19 protein-coding genes are annotated in these 21,491 nt (G+C 71.8%); 8 read left to right on the top strand and 11 right to left on the bottom strand.

Features of this window, described 5'->3' with window-relative positions; translation table 11 throughout:
- Positions 1-402 precede the first annotated feature (402 nt).
- Genes HNQ09_RS17300 through HNQ09_RS17285 form a run of 4 tightly spaced genes read right to left on the bottom strand, consistent with a single transcriptional unit; the run spans position 403 to position 4,003 of the window.
- Complete coding sequence (locus HNQ09_RS17300; protein ID WP_184031682.1) at positions 403-1,407, bottom strand: 4Fe-4S dicluster domain-containing protein; 1,005 nt, start codon at positions 1,405-1,407, stop codon at positions 403-405.
- A gap of 9 nt (positions 1,408-1,416) precedes the next feature.
- Positions 1,417-2,460 (bottom strand): alpha/beta fold hydrolase, encoded by a 1,044-nt coding sequence (locus tag HNQ09_RS17295; protein ID WP_343057926.1) that lies wholly within the window; start codon positions 2,458-2,460, stop codon positions 1,417-1,419.
- A complete protein-coding gene (locus tag HNQ09_RS17290) occupies positions 2,436-2,828 on the bottom strand; it encodes a YbaN family protein (protein WP_184031681.1) in 393 nt (130 codons plus the stop codon). The genes HNQ09_RS17295 and HNQ09_RS17290 overlap by 25 nt, the downstream gene beginning before the upstream one ends.
- Positions 2,829-2,878: 50 nt before the next feature.
- On the bottom strand, positions 2,879-4,003 hold the full coding sequence (locus HNQ09_RS17285) for an XdhC family protein (protein WP_184031680.1): 1,125 nt from the start codon (positions 4,001-4,003) through the stop codon (positions 2,879-2,881).
- 276 nt (positions 4,004-4,279) lie between these two features.
- Between HNQ09_RS17285 and HNQ09_RS17280 the strand changes: the two genes are divergently transcribed.
- The 6 genes from HNQ09_RS17280 to HNQ09_RS17255 all read left to right on the top strand — a co-directional run bounded on the left by HNQ09_RS17280 (position 4,280) and on the right by HNQ09_RS17255 (position 12,001).
- Positions 4,280-5,329, top strand: coding sequence for a LacI family DNA-binding transcriptional regulator (locus HNQ09_RS17280; RefSeq protein WP_184031679.1), 1,050 nt, complete (start codon positions 4,280-4,282; stop codon positions 5,327-5,329).
- The gene (locus tag HNQ09_RS17275; RefSeq protein ID WP_184031678.1) at positions 5,326-6,561 is read left to right on the top strand and encodes an extracellular solute-binding protein; all 1,236 of its coding nucleotides are present in this window, start codon (positions 5,326-5,328) and stop codon (positions 6,559-6,561) included. The genes HNQ09_RS17280 and HNQ09_RS17275 overlap by 4 nt, the downstream gene beginning before the upstream one ends.
- A 100-nt stretch (positions 6,562-6,661) precedes the next feature.
- A complete protein-coding gene (locus HNQ09_RS17270; RefSeq protein WP_184031676.1) occupies positions 6,662-7,759 on the top strand; it encodes a carbohydrate ABC transporter permease in 1,098 nt (365 codons plus the stop codon).
- A gap of 52 nt (positions 7,760-7,811) precedes the next feature.
- Entirely contained in the window at positions 7,812-9,350 is a 1,539-nt protein-coding gene (locus HNQ09_RS17265; RefSeq protein WP_184031675.1) for a carbohydrate ABC transporter permease, read from the top strand.
- A gap of 111 nt (positions 9,351-9,461) precedes the next feature.
- A complete protein-coding gene (locus HNQ09_RS17260) occupies positions 9,462-11,339 on the top strand; it encodes an amylo-alpha-1,6-glucosidase (RefSeq protein ID WP_184031674.1) in 1,878 nt (625 codons plus the stop codon).
- A gap of 107 nt (positions 11,340-11,446) precedes the next feature.
- Positions 11,447-12,001, top strand: a complete 555-nt coding sequence (locus tag HNQ09_RS17255; RefSeq protein WP_184031672.1) for a hypothetical protein — start codon at positions 11,447-11,449, stop codon at positions 11,999-12,001.
- A 178-nt stretch (positions 12,002-12,179) separates the two neighbouring features.
- On the opposite strand, the gene HNQ09_RS17250 is transcribed toward HNQ09_RS17255, so the two are convergent.
- On the bottom strand, positions 12,180-13,052 hold the full coding sequence (locus tag HNQ09_RS17250; protein WP_184031671.1) for an ABC transporter permease subunit: 873 nt from the start codon (positions 13,050-13,052) through the stop codon (positions 12,180-12,182).
- Positions 13,045-14,001, bottom strand: a complete 957-nt coding sequence (locus HNQ09_RS17245; RefSeq protein WP_343057925.1) for an ABC transporter ATP-binding protein — start codon at positions 13,999-14,001, stop codon at positions 13,045-13,047. The genes HNQ09_RS17250 and HNQ09_RS17245 overlap by 8 nt, the downstream gene beginning before the upstream one ends.
- A gap of 157 nt (positions 14,002-14,158) precedes the next feature.
- On the opposite strand from HNQ09_RS17245, the gene HNQ09_RS17240 reads away from it, so the two are divergent.
- Positions 14,159-15,931: a GGDEF domain-containing protein gene (locus HNQ09_RS17240; protein ID WP_246363459.1), complete on the top strand. Its 1,773-nt coding sequence runs from the start codon at positions 14,159-14,161 to the stop codon at positions 15,929-15,931.
- Between the two features lie 48 nt (positions 15,932-15,979).
- Here the strand turns inward: HNQ09_RS17240 and HNQ09_RS17235 are convergent, their stop codons facing one another.
- The 5 genes from HNQ09_RS17235 to minD form a co-directional block, all read right to left on the bottom strand.
- The gene (locus tag HNQ09_RS17235) at positions 15,980-16,924 is read right to left on the bottom strand and encodes an aldo/keto reductase family protein (protein ID WP_184031669.1); all 945 of its coding nucleotides are present in this window, start codon (positions 16,922-16,924) and stop codon (positions 15,980-15,982) included.
- Positions 16,925-16,976: 52 nt separating this feature from the next.
- Complete coding sequence (locus HNQ09_RS17230; protein ID WP_184031668.1) at positions 16,977-17,576, bottom strand: YdeI/OmpD-associated family protein; 600 nt, start codon at positions 17,574-17,576, stop codon at positions 16,977-16,979.
- A gap of 84 nt (positions 17,577-17,660) precedes the next feature.
- On the bottom strand, positions 17,661-18,590 hold the full coding sequence (locus HNQ09_RS17225) for an SDR family oxidoreductase (RefSeq protein WP_184031667.1): 930 nt from the start codon (positions 18,588-18,590) through the stop codon (positions 17,661-17,663).
- Positions 18,591-18,732: 142 nt separating this feature from the next.
- Positions 18,733-18,990: a cell division topological specificity factor MinE gene (gene minE, locus HNQ09_RS17220; protein ID WP_184031666.1), complete on the bottom strand. Its 258-nt coding sequence runs from the start codon at positions 18,988-18,990 to the stop codon at positions 18,733-18,735.
- A 1-nt stretch (position 18,991) separates the two neighbouring features.
- Positions 18,992-19,792: a septum site-determining protein MinD gene (minD, locus tag HNQ09_RS17215; protein ID WP_184031665.1), complete on the bottom strand. Its 801-nt coding sequence runs from the start codon at positions 19,790-19,792 to the stop codon at positions 18,992-18,994.
- A gap of 154 nt (positions 19,793-19,946) precedes the next feature.
- Here minD and rimO point away from each other — a divergent pair, with 154 nt between their 5' ends.
- Positions 19,947-21,470 (top strand): 30S ribosomal protein S12 methylthiotransferase RimO, encoded by a 1,524-nt coding sequence (gene rimO / locus HNQ09_RS17210; RefSeq protein ID WP_184031663.1) that lies wholly within the window; start codon positions 19,947-19,949, stop codon positions 21,468-21,470.
- Positions 21,471-21,491 lie beyond the last annotated feature (21 nt).

The raw sequence follows: 21,491 nt of genomic DNA, 5'->3' as shown, positions 1-21,491 counted from the left end.
CGGAATGTTGGATCTTGGTGCGATCCCGTCCCTGCCACCGTCTCGCTGCACGAGCCGACGTGGGGAAGGCGGTGCGAGTGCTACCGGCACGGTCCTGTGCGGCGTCCACTGTGCCCGTTTTGAAGAAGCTCAAGCTGTGGCGCCTTTGCTCCCTCCCTCCTTGTGGGGGACTCGCAGAGCTGCTTGCAGAGGGTCGGGGAGAGGGGTGGCGGGCGAAGCTCGCCCTCGTTCTGGACGGCAGAGACCCCACTTCGACCAACTTCTCATTGCACATCAGGCGTTTTGAGGGGGATTGAGACAGCTCGTACCGCGAGACTCGCAAAGCTGCGGAGCAGAGGGGGTGAACTGGCACGCCAGCCTCGCGCAGAGCGATCAAAAGCGCGGCGGCCCCTTTCACTCCGGCTACATCACCGAGTCGCTGTCGCGCAGCAGGATCGGGAGGTGGAAGGCGGCCTCCAGCCACTCGTCCTGGGCGTGGATGGCCTGAGGCGGGCAGGAGCGCAGGCAGGCCATGCAGCCGGTGCAGGCGGAGAGATCGAGCAGCAGCCGGGCGCCGCCCTCGGGCTTGAGGTCGCGGGTGATCGCCTCGGTCGGGCAGACGTTGGAGCAGACCGGGCAGTCGATGCAGGTGTCGTCCACCAGAGGAGCGGGCCAGTGGATGCCCGCGTCGGGGGGCGGGGTGGGCGTCAGGGTGCGCGCCCGCCAGCGCCACTCCTCGGGCACACGCTGCTGCGGCTGGCTCCAGTCCACGAAGGGCAGGGGCCGCTCGGGCAGGGCCTGGGCGACCTGCTGGCGTCCGGCGCGCAGCAGCGTGGCAAAGGCCCCCCGGCGCGAGACACGCACCGCCCGGTCGCGGTCTTCTGGGGCGGCAGCCCGGACGTTGACTCGGGCAGGCTGGCCGGTCGCTTCCCGCAGGCGCTGGGCTTCCTGCGCCACCCGCGTGACCCGCTCGGGCACGTCGGGCGCCCCGACCGGACAGGCGGCGCAGTCGCCGTGCAGCAGGGTCAGCGGGACGCCCCAGGCTCCGGCGGCGGCGACCACGGCGGGGGTCACGCGGCCCAGGCAGGTCAGGGCCGGGCCGCCCGCGCCACTTTGCGAGCAGGTCAGGGAAGCGCCCTCGGCCGTGGCCTGCCCCGCGTCGCGCACGCTCTGGAGGGGCGCGGTCAGGTCGTACTCCAGCGCTCCAGAGGGGCACACCTGCACGCACAGGCCGCAGCCGGTGCAGGCGGCGGGGTCAATCTGGATGCTCTGGCCCAGCGGCCCGACCTCGATGGCGGCGTGGGGGCAGGTCGCGTGGCAGGCGTCGCAGCCGCCGACCGCCTGGCGTTCGAGCAGGCAGCGCGGCGGCGTGAAGCGCGGCACCTGGTCGCCGTAGTCGCCCAGCCGCTCGAGCACGCCTCCTAACATGGCCGGAGTCTAGCGGCGGGCACGGGGGGCAAGTGGAAGGTCCGCCTCGGCCTGGCACATTTCCTGCGCGTCGCGCACCGCCTGCACGACCTCGGCGGGATGGGTCCAGTGCAGCTGGTGGCCGCCGTCCGGCAGCCAGCGCAGCGCCGCGCGCGGCAGCGTCCGCGCCAGCGGCAGCGCGTGTGCCCCGGCGGGCGCGAGGCGGTCGTGGGCGCCTGCCACGACCACGCTGGGCACCCGCAGCCCCGGATAGGCGGGCAGCAGGCGGGCGAGTTCGCGGGCCAGGGTGCGGTTTTCCCAGGCGAGCGCGTGAACCTGCCCCCGGCGGCGCGAGAAGGCCAGCATCATCGCGTGCCACTCCGGGGGGATAGGCGCGGGGTGAAAGGCCCGCCCGCCCTCCAGCCACGCGACCATCCGGCCCAGCGGGAGCAGCAGCACCCGCGTGAGCAGCGTCTCCAGCACCGGGATCAATGGCACGTAGGCCAGCGGGCGGGTCAGGCCGCGCGCCGGAAAGGCGGTGGGCGACACCAGCACCAGCGCCCGGACCCGCTCCGGATACGCGGCGGCAAAAGCCAGCGCGACCGCCGCCCCGTAGGAATGCCCCAGCAACGTGACCGGGCCGGGCAGGTCCAGCGCGTCGAGCAGTTGCCGCAGCCGCCGCACGTTGACCTCGACCGTGACGGGCGAGCCGGGGCGCGCGGGCGTGTGGCCGTGGCCGGGGCGGTCGGGCGCGATCAACCGGGCCTCGGGGGCCAGCTCGTCCCACAGCGGCGAGACCGGCCAGTCCAGCGCCACCCCGTCGCTGCCGTGAATCAGCACGGCCGGGGGGGCGCCCGGGGTGCCGCCCTCGATGACGTGGGTCGGCCCGTCGGCGAGGTCGAGCACCCGCCCGTGCGGCGGGTAGCGCCCCTCGCTGCGGCGGATACGGACCCGGGTCACCACTGCCCCCAGGCCCAGGGCGAGGAACACCAGCAGCAGCGGCCTGCGCGGCTCGGGGGTGGGCGTCTGGGGGATGGGCATCTCAGGGGTCAGGGGCGGCGTGTCGGAATCCACAGCGTGATGTAGAGGATACCCGCCAGCGCCACCAGCACCCAGGCGACCTGTCCGGCCAGCACCGGAATGCGCGTGAGGCTCCAGGCCACCGCCAGCGCGATGCAGGTGCAGGCGAGCCACTTGGCCCGCAGCGGCATCCCCCGGCCCTCGCGGAAGTCGCGCACCAGCCCGCCCACCACCGGGCGCGAGAGCAGCCAGGCCTCCCACTTCGGGTTGCCACGCGCAAAAGCGCCCGCCGCCAGCACGAACCACACCGTGCCCGGCAACCCCGGCAGGATCAGCCCCACGAACCCCAGCCCGGTCAGCACGAAGCCCAGCGCCACCCACAGCGGGCGAATCACGGGAGGGGGCGGCGGAGACGGAGTCATGCGCCCCAGCCTACGGCGTGCGGGCGGCCCGGTGTTGTTCCCCGTCCGGCTCAGGGCGCTGCGGGCAGACGGGGCGCCGCCGCGTGGGTCGGCGCGTCGTGGATGCGGCCCGCGTGGCCGCTGAGAAAGCCACCGCCGTAGCCCCGGCGCCAGGCCATCAGCTCAGCCAGGATGCTCAGGGCGACCTCCTCGGGAGCCTCGGCGCCCAGGCGCAACCCGACCGGCGAGCGCAGGCGGGCCAGCTGCCCCGGCGTGAAGGCCTCTCCCGCCGCCGCCAGCGCCCGCAGCAGGTCCTCGGCGCGCGAGCGGGGGCCGAGCACGCCCACATACCCGGCCGCCGAACGCAGGGCGTGGGCCAGACACAGCCGGTCGCGGTCGAGGTGGTGGTTCATCACGATCAGGTGGGCGCGCTCGCCGGGGGTGAGGTGCGCCAGGTCCTCGGGGGCGAGGGGATGCAGCGCCGCGCCCGGAAAGCGCTCCGGCGTGAGGTACGCGGGGCGGGGGTCGACCACGTGGACGGCGTAGCCCAGCGCCCGCGCCTGCGCCGCCAGCGGCAGGGCGTCGTGGCCCGCCCCGTACAGCACCAGTTCCGGCGGGGGCACGTTCACGTCGACAAAGACGGGGGTGCCGCCAGGAGCGCCGAGGGTCGCGGCGCGCGGTTCCCGCAGCGCCAGGCGCTCCCGGGCGGCCTGCACCGCGAACGCGTGCAGCGCGGGGTCCGGCAGCCGCCCGGTCACGGTCCCGTCCGGCCCCACCAGCACCCGGCCCTCCCCCACCAGCGGCACGGCGAGCGCCGCCGCCCGGCCCCCCTCCAGCGCCGCGAGCCACCCGGCGGTCACGGGGTCGCCGGGGTCTACCGCTTCGACCCGCACGTCCACGCTGCCCCCGCAGCCGATGCCCAGGCCCCAGGTCGCGTCCTCGGAGAGGTCGTAGTGCGCCAGGGCGGGCTGGCCGGAGCGGAGGACCTCCAGCGCGACCTCGACGACCTCGGCTTCCAGACAGCCGCCCGAGAGCATGCAGACCTGCGCGCCGCCCTCCAGCACCAGCATCCGGGTGCCCTCGCGGCGGTAGGCGCTGCCCCGCACGCCGACCACCGTGGCGAGGGCCGCCCCCTGCCCACGCGAGAGGGCGGTTTTCAGCGCGCTCAGCAGCGCCCGGGTCTCGGCAGCGTTCACGGTGCCCCGAGTCTGGCGCCTGGGAGGCCAGCGCGGCAAGGCCCCTGCCGCGCCCCGCGCTCCTCCGCACGCATCACTTGCGCCGGGCACACCGGCCCTGGGCGCCCCTTGAACCCGCGAGTCAAGGCTGGCCCAGGCCCCTTGACAGCCGCGCCGAAAAGTTCACAATGGGGCTGTAACCGCTTACAACTGCGCTGTGAAGGTTCGGGGCTGCCGACACCCACATTCGCCGGGCTGCGCTGTAACCGGTTACAAAGGCGGGTGGTGTTTCCGACGATGAATCCTGTTGTCCCGAAAGCCGCAGTTTCGAAGGCCGCTTCGCCCCAGGGCGGGCGGCTGGCCTCGGCGCGGCCCACCATTGACGACATCGCGCGGGCGGCGGGGGTGAGCAAGGGCACCGTGAGCCGGGTGATCAACGGCCACGCGGCGGTGGCGGCCCAGACGCGCGAGCGGGTTCAGGCGGTGATGACCCGGCTGGACTACGTGCCCGACCCCGCCGCGCAGCAGCTCAGCTGGCGCACCGGCCGCACGCTGGGGCTGTCCTTTGCCCAGGGTGACCCGCTGCTCAGCCCCTACCACGTGCTGTTCCGGGCGGCGCTGGAGGAGCACACCGGAGCGCTGGGGCTGCAACTGCTCAACCTGCGCGCCGACCTGACCCGGCTGTCCCGGCTGCCCAGCGCGGTGCTGGTCATGCACGCCGATGAGGACGACGCGCGGCTGACGCTGCTGCGTGGGCGCGGGGTTCCTGCGGTGCTGATCGGGCACCAGCCCGGCGCCTTCTGGGTCGCGCCCGACGACCAGGGCGGGGCGGGGCTGGCCACCCGGCACCTGCTCGCCGCCGGGCACCGCGAGCTGGCCTACCTGGGCCGGGGTCCCAGCCAGGTGGCGCAAGACCGCGAACGCGGCTTTCTGCACGCGGCCCAGGCGGCGGGCGCCCGGGTCACGTCCATCGAGTCGGACTTCACCGTGCTGGGCGGCTACCGCGCCGTGCGGCGGGCCTGGGAAGGCGGGCAGCGCTGGACTGGCCTCTTTGCCCAGAGTGACGAGAGCGCCGCCGGCGCCGTCGCCGCCTTGCAGGACCTGGGCCTGCGGGTGCCCGCCGACGTGTCGGTGGTGGGCTTCGACGGCCTGCCCGAGTTGCCGCTGCCTGTGCGCCTGACCACCGTCGCCCAGGACATCCCCCGCATCGCCCGCACCGCGCTGACGCTGATGCAGGAAGCCAGCCTCGGCCAGGCGCCGCGCGGCGAGTTCATTCCCGTTCACCTCGTCCCCGGCGCGACCGTCGCTTCCCCGCCGGCCGCGCCCCCTCCCGGAGGAACCCCATGAAAAACGCCCTGTGCCTGACCCTCGGCCTGACCCTGCTCGCGTCCAGCGCCGCCGCCCAGACCGCCAAGACCCTCACCATCAACGGGTACGGCGGCACCGACCAGACGCTGGTCAACGACCTGATCAACCGCTTCGTGAAGCCCACCATGAGCAAGGAGGGCGTGACGGTCGTGTACCGCCCGCTTCAGGGCGACTACAACCAGGCGCTGACCACGCTGCTCGCGGCCGGCACCGCCGGGGACGTGATGTACCTCCCGGCCGAGACGCTCGACGGCTTCGTGGCGACCAAGAAGATCCTGCCGCTCAACGGCGTGGTGAACACCAGCCCCTTTATCAAGACCCTGAACAGCGCCTTTACCCGGGGCGGCCGGACCTACGCCGTCGCCAAGGATTTCAACACCCTCACGATGGTCTACAACCGCGACCTGTTCGACGAGGCGGGCGTGGCCTACCCCACCAACAACGAGACCTGGACCAGCCTGGCGACCAAGCTGCGGCAGGTCAAGCAGAAACTGGGGAGCGACTACTACGGCACCTGCCTGACGCCCAACTTCGACCGCTTCGGGGCCTTTGCCTACGCGACCGGCTGGCAGCAGTTCGGCGCGAACGGCCGCACCAACCTGGCCGACCCGCGCTTTGCCGAGGCCTTTAACTGGTACACCGGGCTGGCCAAGGACAAGGTGGGCGTGACCCCCAGCGAACTGTCCGCCGGCTGGGGCGGCGACTGCCTCAAGGGCGGCAAGGTCGCGGTCGTCTTCGAGGGCGGCTGGATCGTGAACTTCCTGCGCGACAACGCGCCCAACCTGAAATTCGGCACCGCGCTGATGCCCAAGAACAACAAGACCGGGCAGCGCGGCAATTTCCTGTACACGGTGGGCTGGGCCATCAACAGCGGCACCAAGAACCGCGCGGCGGCCGTCAAGGTGCTCAACCTGCTCACCAGCCCGCAGGCGCAGCAGTACGTGCTGGAGCAGGGCCTCGCCATTCCCAGCCGCACCTCGCTGCAAAACAGCGCCTACTTCAAGAAGACCGAGGCGGGCGCGCAAAATGCCCGGCTGGTCTTCCAGGGCGCCGACGACGGCAACGTCCGGGCCTTTACCTTCGGCGCGCAGGGGCCGGACTGGGCCAAGCCCATCAACGAAGCGCTGGCCGCCGTCCTCAGCGGGCAGCGCAGCGCCGCCGACGCCCTGAAAAAGGCGCAGGCGGACATGACCACCTTCCAGCGCCGCTGAGAGGCGGGACCCGGGGGCAAGAGGGGGGGGAAAAGCCCGAGCGGCCCCTTCCCCTTCCCCCCCGCATTCCTGGCCCCCTGACCCGGGAGGGAGGCTCCCCATGTTCCGACGAGGCCAGTCCACCGCGACCGCCCTGCTGTTTCTCGCGCCTTTTCTGATCAGCAGCGCGATCTTTTTCTTTTACGCCTTCGGGCGGGCGATCTACTACTCCTTTACCGACTTCAACCTGTTCAACGATCCGCAGCTGATCGGCGCCCAGCCTTACGCCCAGGTGCTTTCGGACCCGTCGTTCCGGCGGGCGCTCGCCAACAGCCTGGTGTTCGCGCTGGTCACCACCACGCTCCAGACGGTCTTCGCGCTGCTGATGGCGGTGGCGCTGAACAACCGCCTGCGCGGCATGGCTTTTTTCCGTTCGGCGTGGTACATGCCGTCCATCACCAGCAGCGTGGTGATCACCCTGATCTTCCTGTGGCTCTTTCAGCGCCGGGGGGTCGCCAACTACCTGGTGACCCAGTGGCAGACCTACCAGCCCCTGATCCTGACCTTTTTGATCGGGCTGGTGGTCGCGCAGATCATTCAGGTGCTGCTCGAGCGCCGCGCCGGGCAGCCTGCCGGGTGGTTCGACCCGGCGCTGGCGGCCACCAGCGCGCTGGGCGCGGCGGCGGTGACGGCGGCGCTGGTGTTTCTGGGGGTCACGGGCGTGCGCGAGGTGCCGCCTTTCGACTACCAGTATTTCGCCGACAAGTGGATCACGCTGGGCGGGGTGCAGGTGCTGAGCATTCCTTTGCTGGTGATCATCATCCAGAACACCTTCACGACCGTGCCCACGCTGATGCTGTTTTTCCTGGCGGGTCTCCAGAACATTCCGGGGTCGCTGTACGAGGCCGCCGACATCGACGGCGCCACGCCCTTTCAGAAGCTGACGAACGTGACGGTGCCCAACCTGCGCCCGGTGACCTTTTACGTGATCACCGTGGGATTGATCGGCACCATGCAGATGTTCGACCAGGTGGCGGTGATCGGCTCGGCCGCGCCGCAGCAGACCATCGTGACGCTGGCGTACTACGTGTACACCAACACCTTCAAGGCCGGGGCCGCGCCGGTGAACATGGCCTCGGCGGCGGCGATCATCCTGGCGCTGATCATCCTGGTGATGGTCTTCGTGCAGCGGCGCTTCTTCCCGTCGGAGGCCCGCTGATGCGCTCCCGACGCGGCCGCGCAGGCCCGGTCTACAGCTTCAGGAGGCGGCCATGACGGTCTTGCAAACCCCCCACCACCCGGCGCCCAGCGCCGCCGCCAGGGACCGCTGGCTGGCCCGGCGGCGCTGGGCACGGGCCGGCTGGCTCTACGCCTTTATGCTGCTGATGAGCTTCTTTTTTCTGGGACCGTTCTTGATGGGCCTGCTGAGCAGCCTGAAAGACGACCCCAACGAGTACCCGCCCCGGCTGCTGATTCCGCAGCTCAGCGCCCAGTACATCGGCGCGGCCTACGACCTGGGCGTGCAGGGCGGGGGTGGGGGCTGGAACGGCGGGCTGTACCCGGGCCGCACCGTTACGTTCGACGTGCAGGTGCGCTCGCCGCAGGGCACGCCGGCGGCGCCCCCCAGCGTGGCGCTGTTTCCGTACCAGCCGGTCAGCCTGGTCAGCCTGACGCGCTACGCCCAGGCCCGCGATTTCGCGCAGGTACAGCTCACGCCCACGGGCACGGTGGGGGACGTGCAGGCCTACCGCGTCACGGTGCGCTACCCGGCCCTGACCCGCCAGAACGGGCAGCGGGTGACCGGCGAACTCACGGCTCCCGAGGGCGACCGCCTCAGCGCCCGGCTGGAAAGCGGCCGGGTGGTCCCGCTCATCCTCGACACGCCCGAGGCCCAGGCGGTGCAGTTCAGCCTGTCGCAGTACCAGCCGGTCGAGCTGGTCGAACGCGGCGGCCGCTATTACCTCGCGGGGCCGGTGTTCGAGCGCACCCCCCTCCAGGTAGATGTGCAGCGCGGGCAGACGCTGGTGAGCAGCACCCTGCCGCCCAGTGACCGCCAGAACTTCGGGCGCTCGCTGGCCTACCGCAACGTGACGCCGGGCATCCTGGGCTACACCTTCAACAACTACCGCCGGGCCTTTAACGAGACGACCAACCCCGCTACCGGCACCAGCCTGTTTTTCTCGTGGATGCTCAACTCGTTCCTGTACGCCTTCTTGCGGGTGGCTGCCGCCGTGGTGTTCTGCTCGCTGGCGGGGTACGCCCTGGCGCGGCTGAACTTTCCCGGCCAGACGCTGATCTTCCTGGCGTTCGTGCTGTTTGCGCAGATGGTACCCAGCCAGGTCAACCTGGTCAGCAACTACGTGCTGCTCAATGACCTGGGCCTGCTGAACATCTGGGGCCTGTGGTTCAACGGGCTGGTCGCGGCGGGCGGCGTCTTTCTGATGAAGCAGTTTTTCGAGGGGATGCCGCGCGAGCTGGAAGAATCGGCCGCCATCGACGGCGCCGGCCCCTTCACGACCTTCTGGCGGGTGATGCTGCCGCAGGCGGGTCCGGCATTGATCGCGCTGGCGATCACCCAGTTTCAGGGGGCCTGGAACGACTTTTTCTGGCCGCTGGTGATCTTGCGCGAGAACACCGACTTCACGCTGACGGTGGGGCTGTCGAACTTCCGCGCGCTGTACGGCGGGCAGGGCGACTACGGCCTGATCCTGGCGGGCGCCGTGCTCAGCGCGATTCCGGTCATCATCATCTTCGTGATCTTCCAGCGCTACTTCGTGGACACCGGGGCCGACAGCGCCGTCAAGGGCTGAGGCCCCGGTGTTGCGGCGCGTCCGCCTTGCCCCCCTTTCCTTCTCCCCTGTCCGGGCGGCGGCGCGCGTGCCCCGCCCCGCCCGGCGGCCGCTGCCTTCCGAGAGAGTCCCATGCTGAGTACCCGCACCGTCCTGAAAGAAAACGACCTCTACCTTGTCGGGAACCGCCACTATCAGGCGGTCGGCGAGGAGGGAGGGCTGTACCGCCGCGACACCCGCTACCTCTCCCGCTACGCCTGGCGCGTGGACGGCCAGCCGCCCCAGCATCTGGCGCTGCACGAGCGCTGGCCCTTCTGGCTGCGCGAGGAGGGGGCCAATCCCAACGTGGGCTACACCATGCGCCTGGGCTACCGCCGCGACCTCACGGTCACGGCGACCGAGCTGCGCGACACCCTGCGCGTGACCCTGTACCAGCCCGGCACCCACCAGTTGCGGCTGGAGCTGGGCGCCGACTTCGTGGACATGTTCGAGGTGCGCGGCTGGCCGGGCGGCCTCGGCCCGCGCGCGGTCGAGACCCGCGCCGTGCCCGGCGGCGTAGAGTTCAGCTACCTGGCCGGAGACGGCCTGCGCTGCCGCACCCTGGTGCAGGCGACCCCCGAACCCGTCTGGGACGGCGCGGCACTGGCCTGGGAGATCAGCGGCGACACCGAGCTGCGGGTCAGCGTCTTTCCCCTCCAGGGAGACGAGACCCCCACGCCCGGCGACCCGGAGGCGTTGGCGCGCGAGTACGCCGGGCTGCACGCGGGGCTGACCCTGCCCGATCCCCTCGACCAGCGCGTGCTGGAGCGCAGCGTGCAAGACCTGCGCAGCCTGAGCTTTCAGACCGAGGCGGGAGCCTTTCCGGCGGCGGGGCTGCCCTGGTTCGTGGCGCCCTTCGGCCGCGACAGCCTGATTATCGCGCTGCTGGTGCGTGAGCACCGCCCTGGCCTCGCGGTGACGGTGGCGCGCTACCTCGCCGCGCGGCAGGGGCAAAGGCTCGACCCGGTCACGCTGGAGCAACCCGGCAAGATCCTCCACGAGGAGCGGGTGGGCGAACTCACCCGGCTGGGCCGCACGCCCCACCGCCCCTACTACGCGACCGCCGACGCCACGCCCCTGTTCGTGTGGCTGGTGGGCGAGATCAGCCGCCAGACCCCCGAACTGGCGCGCGAGTTGCGCCCCCACTGGGAAGCGGCGCTGGAATGGCTGACGACCTACGGCGACCCCGACGGCGACGGCCTGATCGAGTACACCCCCGACCCCGGCGGCATCACCAACGCGGTGTGGAAAGACAGCGGCGACTCGACCTTCACCGAGGACGGCGTGGACGTCCAGGGCCACGTCGCGGTGATCGAGGTGCAGGGCTACGCCTACGCCGCCTACCTCGCCGCCGCGCGGATGTACCGCGACCTCGGGGAACCGGACCGGGCGCCCGAGTGGGAGGCCCGCGCCCAGCAGCTGCGCGAGACCTTCCAGCGCGCCTTCTGGTGGCCCGAGCGCGGCTACTACGCCCACGGCCTGAACGGCGACAAGCGGCCGCTGCGGGTGCTGGTGAGCAACCCGGCCCACACCCTCTGGACCGGGATCATTCCGCCCGAGTACGCCCCGCAGGTCGCGCGCACGGCGCTGGGCGAGGAACTGTGGAGCGGCTGGGGCATCCGCACCCTGGGGGTAAACGAGATTCGCTACAACCCGGTCTCCTACCACAACGGCAGCGTGTGGCCCCACGACACCGCCGCCGCCGCCCTGGGCATGGAACGCTACGGCCTGCACGCCGGGGCCAGGCAGGTCGCCCGCGCGCTGTTCGACGTGGCCCGCTGGGCACCCGACTTCCGCCTCAGCGAGCTGCTGGCGGGCTTTCCGCGCGAGGACGGTCCCCCGGTCCCCTACCCCGCCGCCTGCCACCCGCAAGGCTGGGACGCGGCGATCCCGCTGGCGCTGGCGCACCTGCTCGGCCCGGCGGCCCCCGACCCCGCCCCGGCGCCCGAGCGCGCGGTCACGCCCGCCTGAACCTCCCGGGCGCCCAGGCGCGCTGCCCTTCCGGGGAGCCGCCGAGCGCCAAGCGGGGGTGAACCGCCCCTCACCCGCCCTCAGGGACGCGGAGGGACAATGCGGCCATGCTGGACAACCTTCTGAACAGTGTGCGCCGGGGCGCCGGGCGGGTGCAGCGCCGGGGCGAGGAGGTCGCGCAGACGACGCGCCTGCGGCTGGAGGTCTTCCAGCTCACGCGCGAACTCGACGCCCTCTACGCCCGGCTGGGCCGCTCGTACCACGCGGGCGCCGATCTGGAGGTCTTGCAGGGCGTGCAGGAAGACATCCGCCGGGTAGACGAGGAGATCAGCGCCCGCGAGCGCCTGATCCGCGAGCTGTCGCACGAGGCTGGAGCCTATGGCGCGGACCCGCACGGGGCGGGCGCGGGAGCCGGGGCCACCCCGCCGCCACACATGCCCGCCACCCTCGTCGCCTCGCCCGCCCCCCCGGTAGAGGCGCCTGACCGCCTGGAGAACCGGCCGCGCTTTACCTCCGGCCCCGAGGCCGACCTCCCGCCCGGCACCGAACCCACCGTGCCCGACGCCATGCCCCGGCCCCACGCAGCGGACACCCCGGCGCCGCGTCCGGGCAGCGACCCTGCCCCCAGGGGCGAGGCTCCCGGAGGCGAGGAGCGCCGCTGAAGCACCAGGCAGGGCACGTGGGCGCCCTTGCCACCCGCCGGGAGCCGCGCGCTTCCGGCTTCTTGCTGCCTTGACGGCCTGCCGCCTGGTCCAGCCGGGGTCCTGAGAAGGCTTCCTGCCCGCAAACGGCCGGGACCTCCGTCACCCGCCCGGAGGTCCCCCGCTGATTGCCTCGCCGCTACAGGTCGCGGCGGCTGAAGCGCCACATGGCGAGCAGCACGGCGAGCGCGGCGTAGGCGGCGGCCCACGCGACCATCCCGGAGGCGATGGGCACGGTGCTGAACAGCGGGTTGGCGCCGCGCGTGGCCTCGCCGACTTGCAGCAGCACCTCCGGCTGAAGGTGGTAGGTCGCGCCCAGCCACAGGGCGTTGGTGGGCATCAGCGTGTTGGCGACCCGGCCCAGCGTGACCAGCGTCGGGCTGTCCGACAGGCTGCCGATGGCGCCCAGGATGCCGCCCGCGAAGCCCGCCCCGTACAGCACGAACACGCCGATGCCGTTGGCGAGGGTGGTAAAGAGCGTGCTGCCCAGCACGGTCAGCGCCGTGATCAGGGTGATGGCGAGCAGCACCAGCCCCACGGCCGGGAGCGGCGCCGGGGGCACGAAACCGCTGATCAGGTAGATACCGGTCAGAAGCGCCGCGCTGACCAGCGCCACGTACACCACGTTCACCAGCGTGAACCCCAGCCAGCGCCCCGCGACAAGTTCGGCGCGGCGCACCGGGCGGGCCAGCACCGACTGCATCACGCCGCTCTCGATGTCGGCGCTGACGGCCCCCACGCTGGAGAGCACCGCCATCAGCGACCCCAGGAAGAACACCAGGTACATGCCGAACAGGGTGGCGTACATGACGGGCAGGTTGGCCGCGCCGCTCGCGCTGCGGCCCTCCAGCCCCGCGTCGATGGCGCGCTGGTCGAGCGTTCCCTCCAGCCGGAAGACCCCGTAGAGGTAAAAGCCCACGAACGCGGCGGTGAGCAGCAGCAGCACGACGACCAGCCGCTTGCGCACCGCCTCGCGCAGGGAGAGTTCGGCGATCAGGAGGGCGTTACGCATGAACGGCGCTCCGGGAGGGCTGCCCTTGCGGCGCGCCCCCCTCGATCAGTTCGAGGAACATCGTTTCCAGATCGGGGCGCCGGGGCGAGAGCGCGTAGAGCCGGGCGCCGTGCCCGTGAACGGCGTCGGCCAGGGCCGGAAGGGCGTCCTCGCGCTCCAGCCAGAGGGTCACGTCCACCCGGCCCGGCGTGTGCGCGTCGGTGTGGCGCACCTCGCCGACGCGGCCCAGCGCCGCGAGCAGCTCGGGCGAGAGCGTGTCCACCCGCAGGTCCACCGGCAGCACGCCGCCCATCAGCTCGCGCATCGACCCCTGCCGCAGCACCCGCCCCGCCTTGACAAAGGCCACCCGGTCGCAGACCTGTTCGACTTCCGAGAGCAGGTGCGAGTTGAGAAAGACCGCCACGCCGGAAGCGCGCAGCCGCTCGATGATCTCGCGCACCTCCACCCGCCCGATGGGGTCGAGCGCCGAGGTCGGCTCGTCGAGAAAGACCAGCCGGGGCCGCGCCAGAATCGCTCCTGCCAGCCCGGCGCGCTGAAGCATGCCCTTGGAATAGCCGCCCAGCGTCTCGCCGCCGCGCCCGCCCAGCCCGACTTCCTCCAGCACCTCGGGCACCCGGGTCCGCAGCTCGGCCGCCCCCAGGCCCGCGAGGCGGCCGTGAAAGTGCAGGAATTCCTGGCCGGTCATCCAGGTCTGAAAGCGGAACTGCTCGGGCAAGAAGCCCAGGCGGGCGCGCACCGCCGGGTCCGACGGCCGCCCGCCCAGGACCAGCGCCTCGCCCCCCGAGGGCTGCACCAGCCCCAGCAGCATCTTGACCGTGGTGCTCTTGCCCGCCCCGTTGGGACCCAGGAAGCCGAAGACCTCGCCCTCCTCCACCCTCAACGACAGGCCGTCGACCACCGCCCGGCCCCGGTACACTTTGCGCAATTCCCGCGTTTCGATGGCTGCCACCCCGTCAGCATAGGGGCGCGAGGTGACCGGCGCGTGCGCCCAAAGTTGCAAAGAGCGCCCCCCGGCGCCCGGCGGCGCGGCCCTGGACGGGGCAGCGGGGGGAGGGGGCGAAGGGGCCCCAGACAGGTCAGGACCCTGCAAGAGTCGGCGCGCGAGAATGACCGCCATGCCAGCCCTCTTTCTGGAGCCGCCGAGCCTGCCGCCCGACACTCCGCCTGCCCTGCTCGCGGCCCTGGACCGCGCGGCGAGCGGCCCGGAGCGCGCGGCGGCGTTTCTGGCGCTGGCGCGGCACTTTCGCGGGCGCGCGCTGGCCCTGGCCCTGGCGCTGGCCCAGACGGCGCTGGCGCGGGCGCTGGAGGCCGGGGCGGCCCTCGCCCGCCGCCCCGGCCTCACGGTGGAAATCCTCTCGGTGCTGGGCGGCATCGAGGCGACCCAGGGAAGGCACGAGCGCGCCTTCGAGCACCTGGCGCTGGCGCTCGACCTCGCCCAGGAGCATGGCCTGCGTGACCTGGAGTCGCGGGTTTTCAACAACCGCGCCATCGTCCGGATGTCGACCGGGGACCTGGTGGGCGCGCGGCGCGACCTGGAAGGCGCGCAGGCGCTGGCGCGCCGGGCCGCCGACCCCGTGGACCTCGGGCACGCCTCGGTGAACCTGGCGTACCTGGAAAACCTGGCCGGGGACCACGCCCAGGCGCTGCACCAGCTCAACGTGCTGGAAGAACTGCTGGCGTCGCTTCCCGACCCCGACCGGGGGAGTCTGGGCCTCTACCTGCACGAAAACCGCGCCCACACCCTGCTCAACCTGGCCCGCGAGGCCCGCGAGCGGGGCCGGCCCGAAGCCGAGGCCGAGGCCCGCGCCCGCACCCGCGCGGCCATCGCGGCCACCCGCGCGGGGCTGGCGGAGCGGCCCGACCGCCTGCTCGCGCTGCTGACCGAGGCCCACGCGGCCCGGCTGTGCCTGCTCGAAGGCCGCCTGAGCTGCGCCGAGGACCACGCGCTGGCCGCACTGGACCACCACACCCAGCTGGGCCAGCAGTCCTACCTCGACGCCTGGCTGGCGCTGGCCGAGGTGCGGGCGGCCCAGGGCCAGTTCGGCGAAGCCCAGCAGCACTACGCCGCCGCGCTGGCAAGCGCCCGCGCGCAGCAGCGTCACCGCGAGACCCAGGACATCCTGCGGGCGGTGGCGGGGCTGTACGAGCGCCAGGGCGACCTGGCGGCGGCGCTGGAGACCTTGCGGGAGGCGCTGAGCGGCGCGCAGCTGGCCCTGGGCCGCCTGGCCCAGATCGAGGGCCGCCACGACGATCTGGCGCGCGAGTTGCGCCAGGCCCGCGCCCTGGCCCAGGGCTGGCAAGACAGCGTGCGCCGCGCCGAGGACCAGGCCCGCCAGGACCCCCTCACCGGGCTGCTCAACCGCCGGGGCCTGCACGACGCCCTGACCGAGCTGGCCGGCGCGGGCGGCGCTCCCCTGCTGCTCGCCCTGTTCGACATCGACGACTTCAAGAGCGTCAACGACCGCCACTCGCACGCGGTCGGGGACGCGGCCCTGCGCGCCGTGGCCCTGCGCCTGCGCGCCCAGGCCCCGGCCGGCAGCCTGCTGGTCCGCTACGGCGGCGAGGAATTCCTGCTGGTCGTGCCTGGTCTGCCCCCGGCCGGCGCGCCCGCCCTGGTCGAGGAGCTGCGCCGGGCGGTCGGGGCGCAGGGCTGGAGCGGGCTGCCCCCGGGCCTGCACCTCACGGTCAGCGCGGGCTACGCTCCGGCGCCGGGGGCCGGGGACCAGGCCTTCCGGACCGCCCTGGAGCAGGCCGACGAGCAGCTCTACCGCGCCAAGCGGGCGGGACGCAACCGGGTCTGGCCCCCCCTCCCCACGCCCGTGCAGGCGGACCCTCAGGCCGGGGGAACGGGCCGGGCCGCCCGGAAGCGGGGGCGCTGAGGAACACCGCTCTCCCCACCGCCCCCGGGCTGCCGCCCCTCCCCCCGCTCAGCAGGTCAGGATGTCCTCGATGCGGCGGGTCACGTCCTCGCTGAGCCGCACGCCCGCCGCCCGGACGGTGTCCTCGATCTGCCCGACCTTGGTGGCCCCGGTGATGACGCTGCTCACGCCCGGCTGGCGCAGAATCCACGCCAGCGCGAGCTGGGCGCGGGTGATGCCCAGGTCGTCGGCGACCGGCTTGAGATCGCGCACCTTCTGGATGTTCTCATCGGTCAGGAAGTTCTTGCCCCAGTTCTCGTTGTCGGTCAGGCGGGAACCCTCGGGGCGGCCCTCGTCGTACTTGCCGGTGAGTAAGCCCATCGCCAGCGGACTCCACACCACCAGCCCGACGCCCGCCTGCTCGGTGTAGGGCAGAATCTCGCCCTCGACGCGCTCGCGGCGCAGCATGGAGTACTCGGGCTGCTCGGTGACGGGCGCGTGCAGGCCGTGGGCCTTGGCAAATTCCACGGCCTGGGCGATGCGCGCGGCGGGCCACATCGAGGTGCCCCAGTACAGGGCCTTGCCGTCGCGGATGACCTGATCGAAAGCCATCACGATCTCCTCCATCGGCACGCTGTCGTCGTAGCGGTGAGCGAAGTAGATGTCGAGGTGGTCGGTGCCCAGGCGCCTCAGCGACCCGTCGATGGAATGCAGGATGTGCTTGCGCGACAGCCCGCGGTCGTTCACGTCGTCGCTCATCGGCCAGAAGACCTTGCTGGAAATCACCAGCGTGTGCCGGGGCAGCTCGCGCAGCACGGCGCCCATCAGTTCTTCGGAGCGGCCACGCGCATACACGTCGGCCTGGTCGAAGAAGTTCACGCCCTCCTCGTAGGCTTTCATCACGATGTCGCGGACCATCGTCTCGTCGTGGACCGAGTGCCCGAAGGTGACCCAGCCGCCCAGGGAGACTTCCGAGACCTTGAGGCCGCTCTTGCCGAGGTTGCGGTATTCCATGCCGGGTACTTTACCGATTCAAGCGGGAAGCCCCCATCAGATTGAGACGCGGTTAAGCCCGGCGCTTTCCCGGCGGCGGCCAGGCGTTGGCCCGCTCCCCCCGCGCGGCGAGCGTGGCCGTCTCGCGCACCCGTTTCTCGCGGGTGGCGGCCGTCTTCGCCCCCGCAATCCAGTCGAGGATGCCGCGCCGCGCGCTGCGGGGAAAAGCGTCCCACTGCGCCCGCGCGCCCGCTTCGGCGGCGAGCGCTCCTGCCAGGTCAGGCGGCACCTCCAGGGCGTCCACCGCGTCGAGCCGGGTCCACGAGCCGTCCCGGATAGCCGCGTCGATCTTCGCCTGCCCCGCCGGGGTCATGCGGCCCGCCGCCTGCATCCTCTCGATCCGGGCCTTGTTCACGGCGCTCCAGCCGCTGCCCGCCCGGCGCGGCGCGAAATACAGCATGGAGCGCGTTTCGTCGAGCTTGCGCGGTTTGGAGTCGATCCAGCCGAAGCACAGGGCCTCCTCCACGGCCTCGCCCCCCGTCAGGTTCACCGGACCGGCCGCCTTTTTCCGCAGCACCAGCCACACGCCCTTGTCGGTCTCGTGGTGCGCCTCCAGCCACGCGCGCCACCCGGCGCGGGAGTCCGGCTCGAAGGCGCCGGGCGGCAGGGTCATGGGGCCGGGTCCCGCCGTCGGGTGGGCGTGTCCGGGCCGCTTGGGCGCATGGCTCACGTTACTGAAAAGGGCGGCGGGAGAACGTCAGACCTGATCCGGTGTGATGACCTGCCTCCCCAGCACCTCCCGGAACCAGCGGCCCCAGTGCGGTTTGCGCCCGTCCACGTCACTGAAGCCGTACTCGTCCATCAGGGTCCAGGAGGCCAGGGCCCGGCCGTCAAACCGGCGCTTCTGCGGATCGGCGGCGAGGGCGGCGATTCCCCGGCCCACCAGGCGGGGCGTCTCCGACTCGGCGAAGTTGGGGTCGCGGGCGGTGGCGTCGCGCCAGCTGGCCTCCTGCACCCCGAAATGGGCCAGCATCTCCTCGGAGCGCAGAAAGCCGGGCGTGACCGAGACGCTGGTGATGCCGCGCCCGTCCCCCTCCAGCTCGTGCGCCCAGCCCTGCGCCAGGCGCATCACGCCGGTCTTGGCGAGGTCGTAGATCAGGTTGCCGCGGTAGGCCCAGCCGTCGCCGTCGGTGACCTCCACGATCAGGCCGCCGGGGCGCAGCAGCGGCAGCAGATACCGCCCGGTGACGAGGTGGGTCCACAGCCCGCCCTCGATCAGGGCGCGGGCCTTGCCCAGGTCCAGCTCCCAGGCCTTTTTGCCCCATTCGCTGTGGCGCTCGCCGCCCCACACGTCGTTGACGAGCACGTCCAGCCCGCCGAACTCGGCCCCGAGCCGTTCCGCCAACCGCCCCACGTCGGCCTCGTCGAGGTAGTCACAGCGCAGGGGCACTCCCCGGCCGCCCGCCGCCGTCACAATCTCCGCCGTCTCCTCGATGGTCTCGGGGCGGTTGCGCTCGCGGCCCAGGTCGCTGGGGCCTGCGCGGGTGGAGCGGCCCGTGCAGACCACCGTCGCGCCCAGCGCCCCCAGTTCGGTCGCGATGCCGCGCCCGGCGCCGCGCGTGGCCCCGGCGACGACGGCCACCTTTCCGGCGAGAGCTGGAGCGGCTGGCAACAGATCACCCGTCATGAGACACCTCCTGGCGACTTGCTCTGCGGCTTCGGTAAAGGGTCTCGGACCCCCAAAGCTGCCTCCAGTTCACACCTTCCGGGCGGGCAAGGCATAGGGCCGGGAAGCCTGGCTCGCCCCCGACCCCTCCTCGCGCGGGCGCCTACTCCCGGCGGCGCCCGGCGTTCTCCACGTTCTCGTCGATGGCGATGGAGGCCATCAGGACCACCTTGTCACCGTGCTGCTCGACCTCGACGCTGCTGTTCCCGGCCGGAAAATAGCGCTTGACGACCTCCAGCAGGTCGTTGCGCAGCGCGTCCACCTTGCCGGGGGGAATCTGCGCGCGGTCGTAGGCGAGGACGAGTTCCAGGCGGTCTTTGAGGGTCTCCTTGGACCGCCGTTTGTTCAGCCAGGAAAACATCTCAGGCCCCCCCGAACAGGCGGCGCCAGATCGACCAGAAGCCCTTGTCCTGCTCCAGCTTGGGGTAGGCCACGTCCTCGCCCTTGATGCGCCGGGCGGTATCCATAAAGGCCTGCCCCGCCACCGACTTGCCCAGCACGGCGGGTTCGCCCACGTTGGTGCTGACCAGGATGCCGTCGTCTTCGGGGATGATCCCGATGGGCTTGACCCCCAGGATCTCCAGCACGTCCCCCTCCGAGAGCATGTTGCCGCTGGCGACCATCTTGGGACGCAGGCGGTTGATCACGAGGCGAATCTCGCGCACCTGCTGGGCTTCCAGCAGCCCGATGATGCGGTCGGCGTCGCGCACGCTGGACACCTCCGGGTTCACCACGACCAGCGCCCCCTCAGCCGGAGCGGCGGCGGTCTTGAAGCCCGACTCGATCCCGGCGGGCGAGTCGATCAGGACGCGGGTAAAGCCTTCCTCCTCGATCAGTTGCCGGACCACGCCCTTGAAGACCTCGGGGTCCAGGGCGTCCTTGTCGCGGGTCTGGGAGGCGGGGAGCAGGTAGAGCGAGTCCACCCGCTTGTCGCGGATCACGGCCTGCGACAGGCGGCACTTGCCTTCCAGCACGTCCACGAGGTCGAACACCACCCGGCTTTCCAAGCCCATCACCACGTCGAGGTTCCGGAGACCCACGTCCACGTCGATGACGACGACCTTCTCGCCGAGTTTGGCGAGGCCCGCGCCGATGTTGGCGGTGGTCGTGGTCTTGCCCACGCCTCCCTTGCCGGATGTGACGACGATAACCTTGGCTTGCATAACGCCCGGCAGTCTAGCGTGCGGGGCCGGGCCAGGAGGGCGCCCACCTGTGACCTCTGCCCTAGCTGCCCCCGGCGCGGCCCTGTAGACTGCCCGGCCGAGTTTGTTGCCCTGCGTGTCCCTGCGCGGCGGCGGCGCGTGGAGGAATGCACCGATGACGACCCTGAATGAACCGCTGCCCCAGGCGGCGACCGGAACCGCGCCCCTGAAAAAGGTGGGCTTTATCAGCCTGGGCTGCCCGAAAGCCCTGGTGGACTCCGAGCGCATCCTGACCCAGCTGCGCGCCGAGGGCTACGAGGTCGCGCCCAGCTACGAGGACGCCCACGCGGTGATCGTGAACACCTGCGGCTTTATCACGCCCGCCGTGGAAGAGTCCCTCAGCGCCATCGGGGAGGCGCTGGACGCCACCGGCAAGGTGATCGTGACGGGCTGCCTGGGCGAGCGCCCCGAGAAGATTCTGGAGCGCCACCCCAAGGTCGCCGCGATCACCGGCTCCGAAGCGGTGGACGACGTGATGGGGCATGTGCGTGAGCTGCTGCCCCTGGAGCAGGGCGCCTTCACGGGCCTGCTGCCGGTGGCCGCGCCCGGGATGCGGCCGGGCGTGCAGCAGCCGGAGCGCGCCGGACCTGAACGGGAGGCGACCCGTCACGGCGACGTGTTCGCCCCCTCGGTGAGGCTCACGCCCCGGCACTACGCCTACGTGAAGATCGCGGAGGGCTGCAACCACACCTGCGCCTTTTGCATCATCCCCAAGCTGCGCGGGCGGCAGGTCAGCCGGGACGCGGGCGCCGTGCTGTACGAGGCCTACCGGTTGATCGCGGGCGGCACCAAGGAACTGATGGTGATCTCGCAGGACACCTCCGCCTACGGGGTGGACGTGCGCTACCGCGAGTCCGAGTTTCAGGGCGGGATGGTGCGGGCGCACCTCAGCGACCTCGCGGAGAAGCTGGGCGAGATGGGCGCGTGGGTGCGGATGCACTACGTCTACCCGTACCCGCATGTGGACCGCATCGTGGAGCTGATGGGCCAGGGCAAGATCCTGCCGTACCTCGACATCCCCCTCCAGCACGCCTCGCCGCGCATCCTGCGGCTGATGCGGCGGCCCGGCGCGGGGAAACAGCTCGACACCATCCGCCGCTGGCGCGAGATCTGCCCGGAACTGGTGATCCGCTCGACCTTCATCGTGGGCTTTCCCGGCGAGACGGAGGAGGAGTTTCAGGAGTTGCTGACCTTCCTCGAAGACGCGCGGCTGGACCGGGTGGGCGCCTTCGCCTACTCGGACGTGGAGGAGGCGGACGCGAACGCGTTGCCGAACCCGGTGCCGGAGGAGGTCAAGCAAGAGCGGCTGGCCCGCTTCATGGAGGTCGCCCAGCGCATCAGCGCCAAGAAACTGGCCGAGAAGGTGGGCCGGGTGATGGACGTCATCGTGGACGAGTTCAACGACGACGAGGGGGACCTTCCCGGCACCCGCCTGATCGGCCGCACGAAGGGCGACGCCCCCGGCATCGACGGGCAGGTCTACCTGTACGCGGGCGATTTCGCGGGCGCGGTCAAGATCGGGGACATCGTGCAGGCCCGCATCGAGGACAGCGACGAGTACGACCTCTACGGCGAGGTCGTGGCGCGGCCCGAGTGGCGGCCCAACGTGCCGCAGCTCGGGCATTTCGGGAAGCATTGAGGACCATCTGACAGAGAGGGC

The organism is Deinococcus budaensis, assembly GCF_014201885.1.
In the GTDB taxonomy this organism is placed as follows: domain Bacteria; phylum Deinococcota; class Deinococci; order Deinococcales; family Deinococcaceae; genus Deinococcus; species Deinococcus budaensis.
This window is presented reverse-complemented; position numbering and strand designations above follow the sequence as displayed.

Bases quoted from the DNA above. Each gene is read 5' to 3' on its own strand.
- HNQ09_RS17290 (WP_184031681.1), bottom strand. From the start codon at position 2,828: ATGACTCCGTCTCCGCCGCCCCCTCCCGTGATTCGCCCGCTGTGGGTG.
- HNQ09_RS17300 (WP_184031682.1), bottom strand. From the start codon at position 1,407: ATGTTAGGAGGCGTGCTCGAGCGGCTGGGCGACTACGGCGACCAGGTG.
- minD (WP_184031665.1), bottom strand. From the start codon at position 19,792: ATGCAAGCCAAGGTTATCGTCGTCACATCCGGCAAGGGAGGCGTGGGC.
- minE (WP_184031666.1), bottom strand. From the start codon at position 18,990: ATGTTTTCCTGGCTGAACAAACGGCGGTCCAAGGAGACCCTCAAAGAC.
- HNQ09_RS17275 (WP_184031678.1), top strand. From the start codon at position 5,326: ATGAAAAACGCCCTGTGCCTGACCCTCGGCCTGACCCTGCTCGCGTCC.
- HNQ09_RS17235 (WP_184031669.1), bottom strand. From the start codon at position 16,924: ATGGAATACCGCAACCTCGGCAAGAGCGGCCTCAAGGTCTCGGAAGTC.
- HNQ09_RS17260 (WP_184031674.1), top strand. From the start codon at position 9,462: ATGCTGAGTACCCGCACCGTCCTGAAAGAAAACGACCTCTACCTTGTC.
- HNQ09_RS17265 (WP_184031675.1), top strand. From the start codon at position 7,812: ATGACGGTCTTGCAAACCCCCCACCACCCGGCGCCCAGCGCCGCCGCC.
- HNQ09_RS17250 (WP_184031671.1), bottom strand. From the start codon at position 13,052: ATGCGTAACGCCCTCCTGATCGCCGAACTCTCCCTGCGCGAGGCGGTG.
- HNQ09_RS17280 (WP_184031679.1), top strand. From the start codon at position 4,280: ATGAATCCTGTTGTCCCGAAAGCCGCAGTTTCGAAGGCCGCTTCGCCC.
- HNQ09_RS17225 (WP_184031667.1), bottom strand. From the start codon at position 18,590: ATGACGGGTGATCTGTTGCCAGCCGCTCCAGCTCTCGCCGGAAAGGTG.
- HNQ09_RS17270 (WP_184031676.1), top strand. From the start codon at position 6,662: ATGTTCCGACGAGGCCAGTCCACCGCGACCGCCCTGCTGTTTCTCGCG.
- HNQ09_RS17255 (WP_184031672.1), top strand. From the start codon at position 11,447: ATGCTGGACAACCTTCTGAACAGTGTGCGCCGGGGCGCCGGGCGGGTG.
- rimO (WP_184031663.1), top strand. From the start codon at position 19,947: ATGACGACCCTGAATGAACCGCTGCCCCAGGCGGCGACCGGAACCGCG.
- HNQ09_RS17230 (WP_184031668.1), bottom strand. From the start codon at position 17,576: ATGACCCTGCCGCCCGGCGCCTTCGAGCCGGACTCCCGCGCCGGGTGG.
- HNQ09_RS17240 (WP_246363459.1), top strand. From the start codon at position 14,159: ATGACCGCCATGCCAGCCCTCTTTCTGGAGCCGCCGAGCCTGCCGCCC.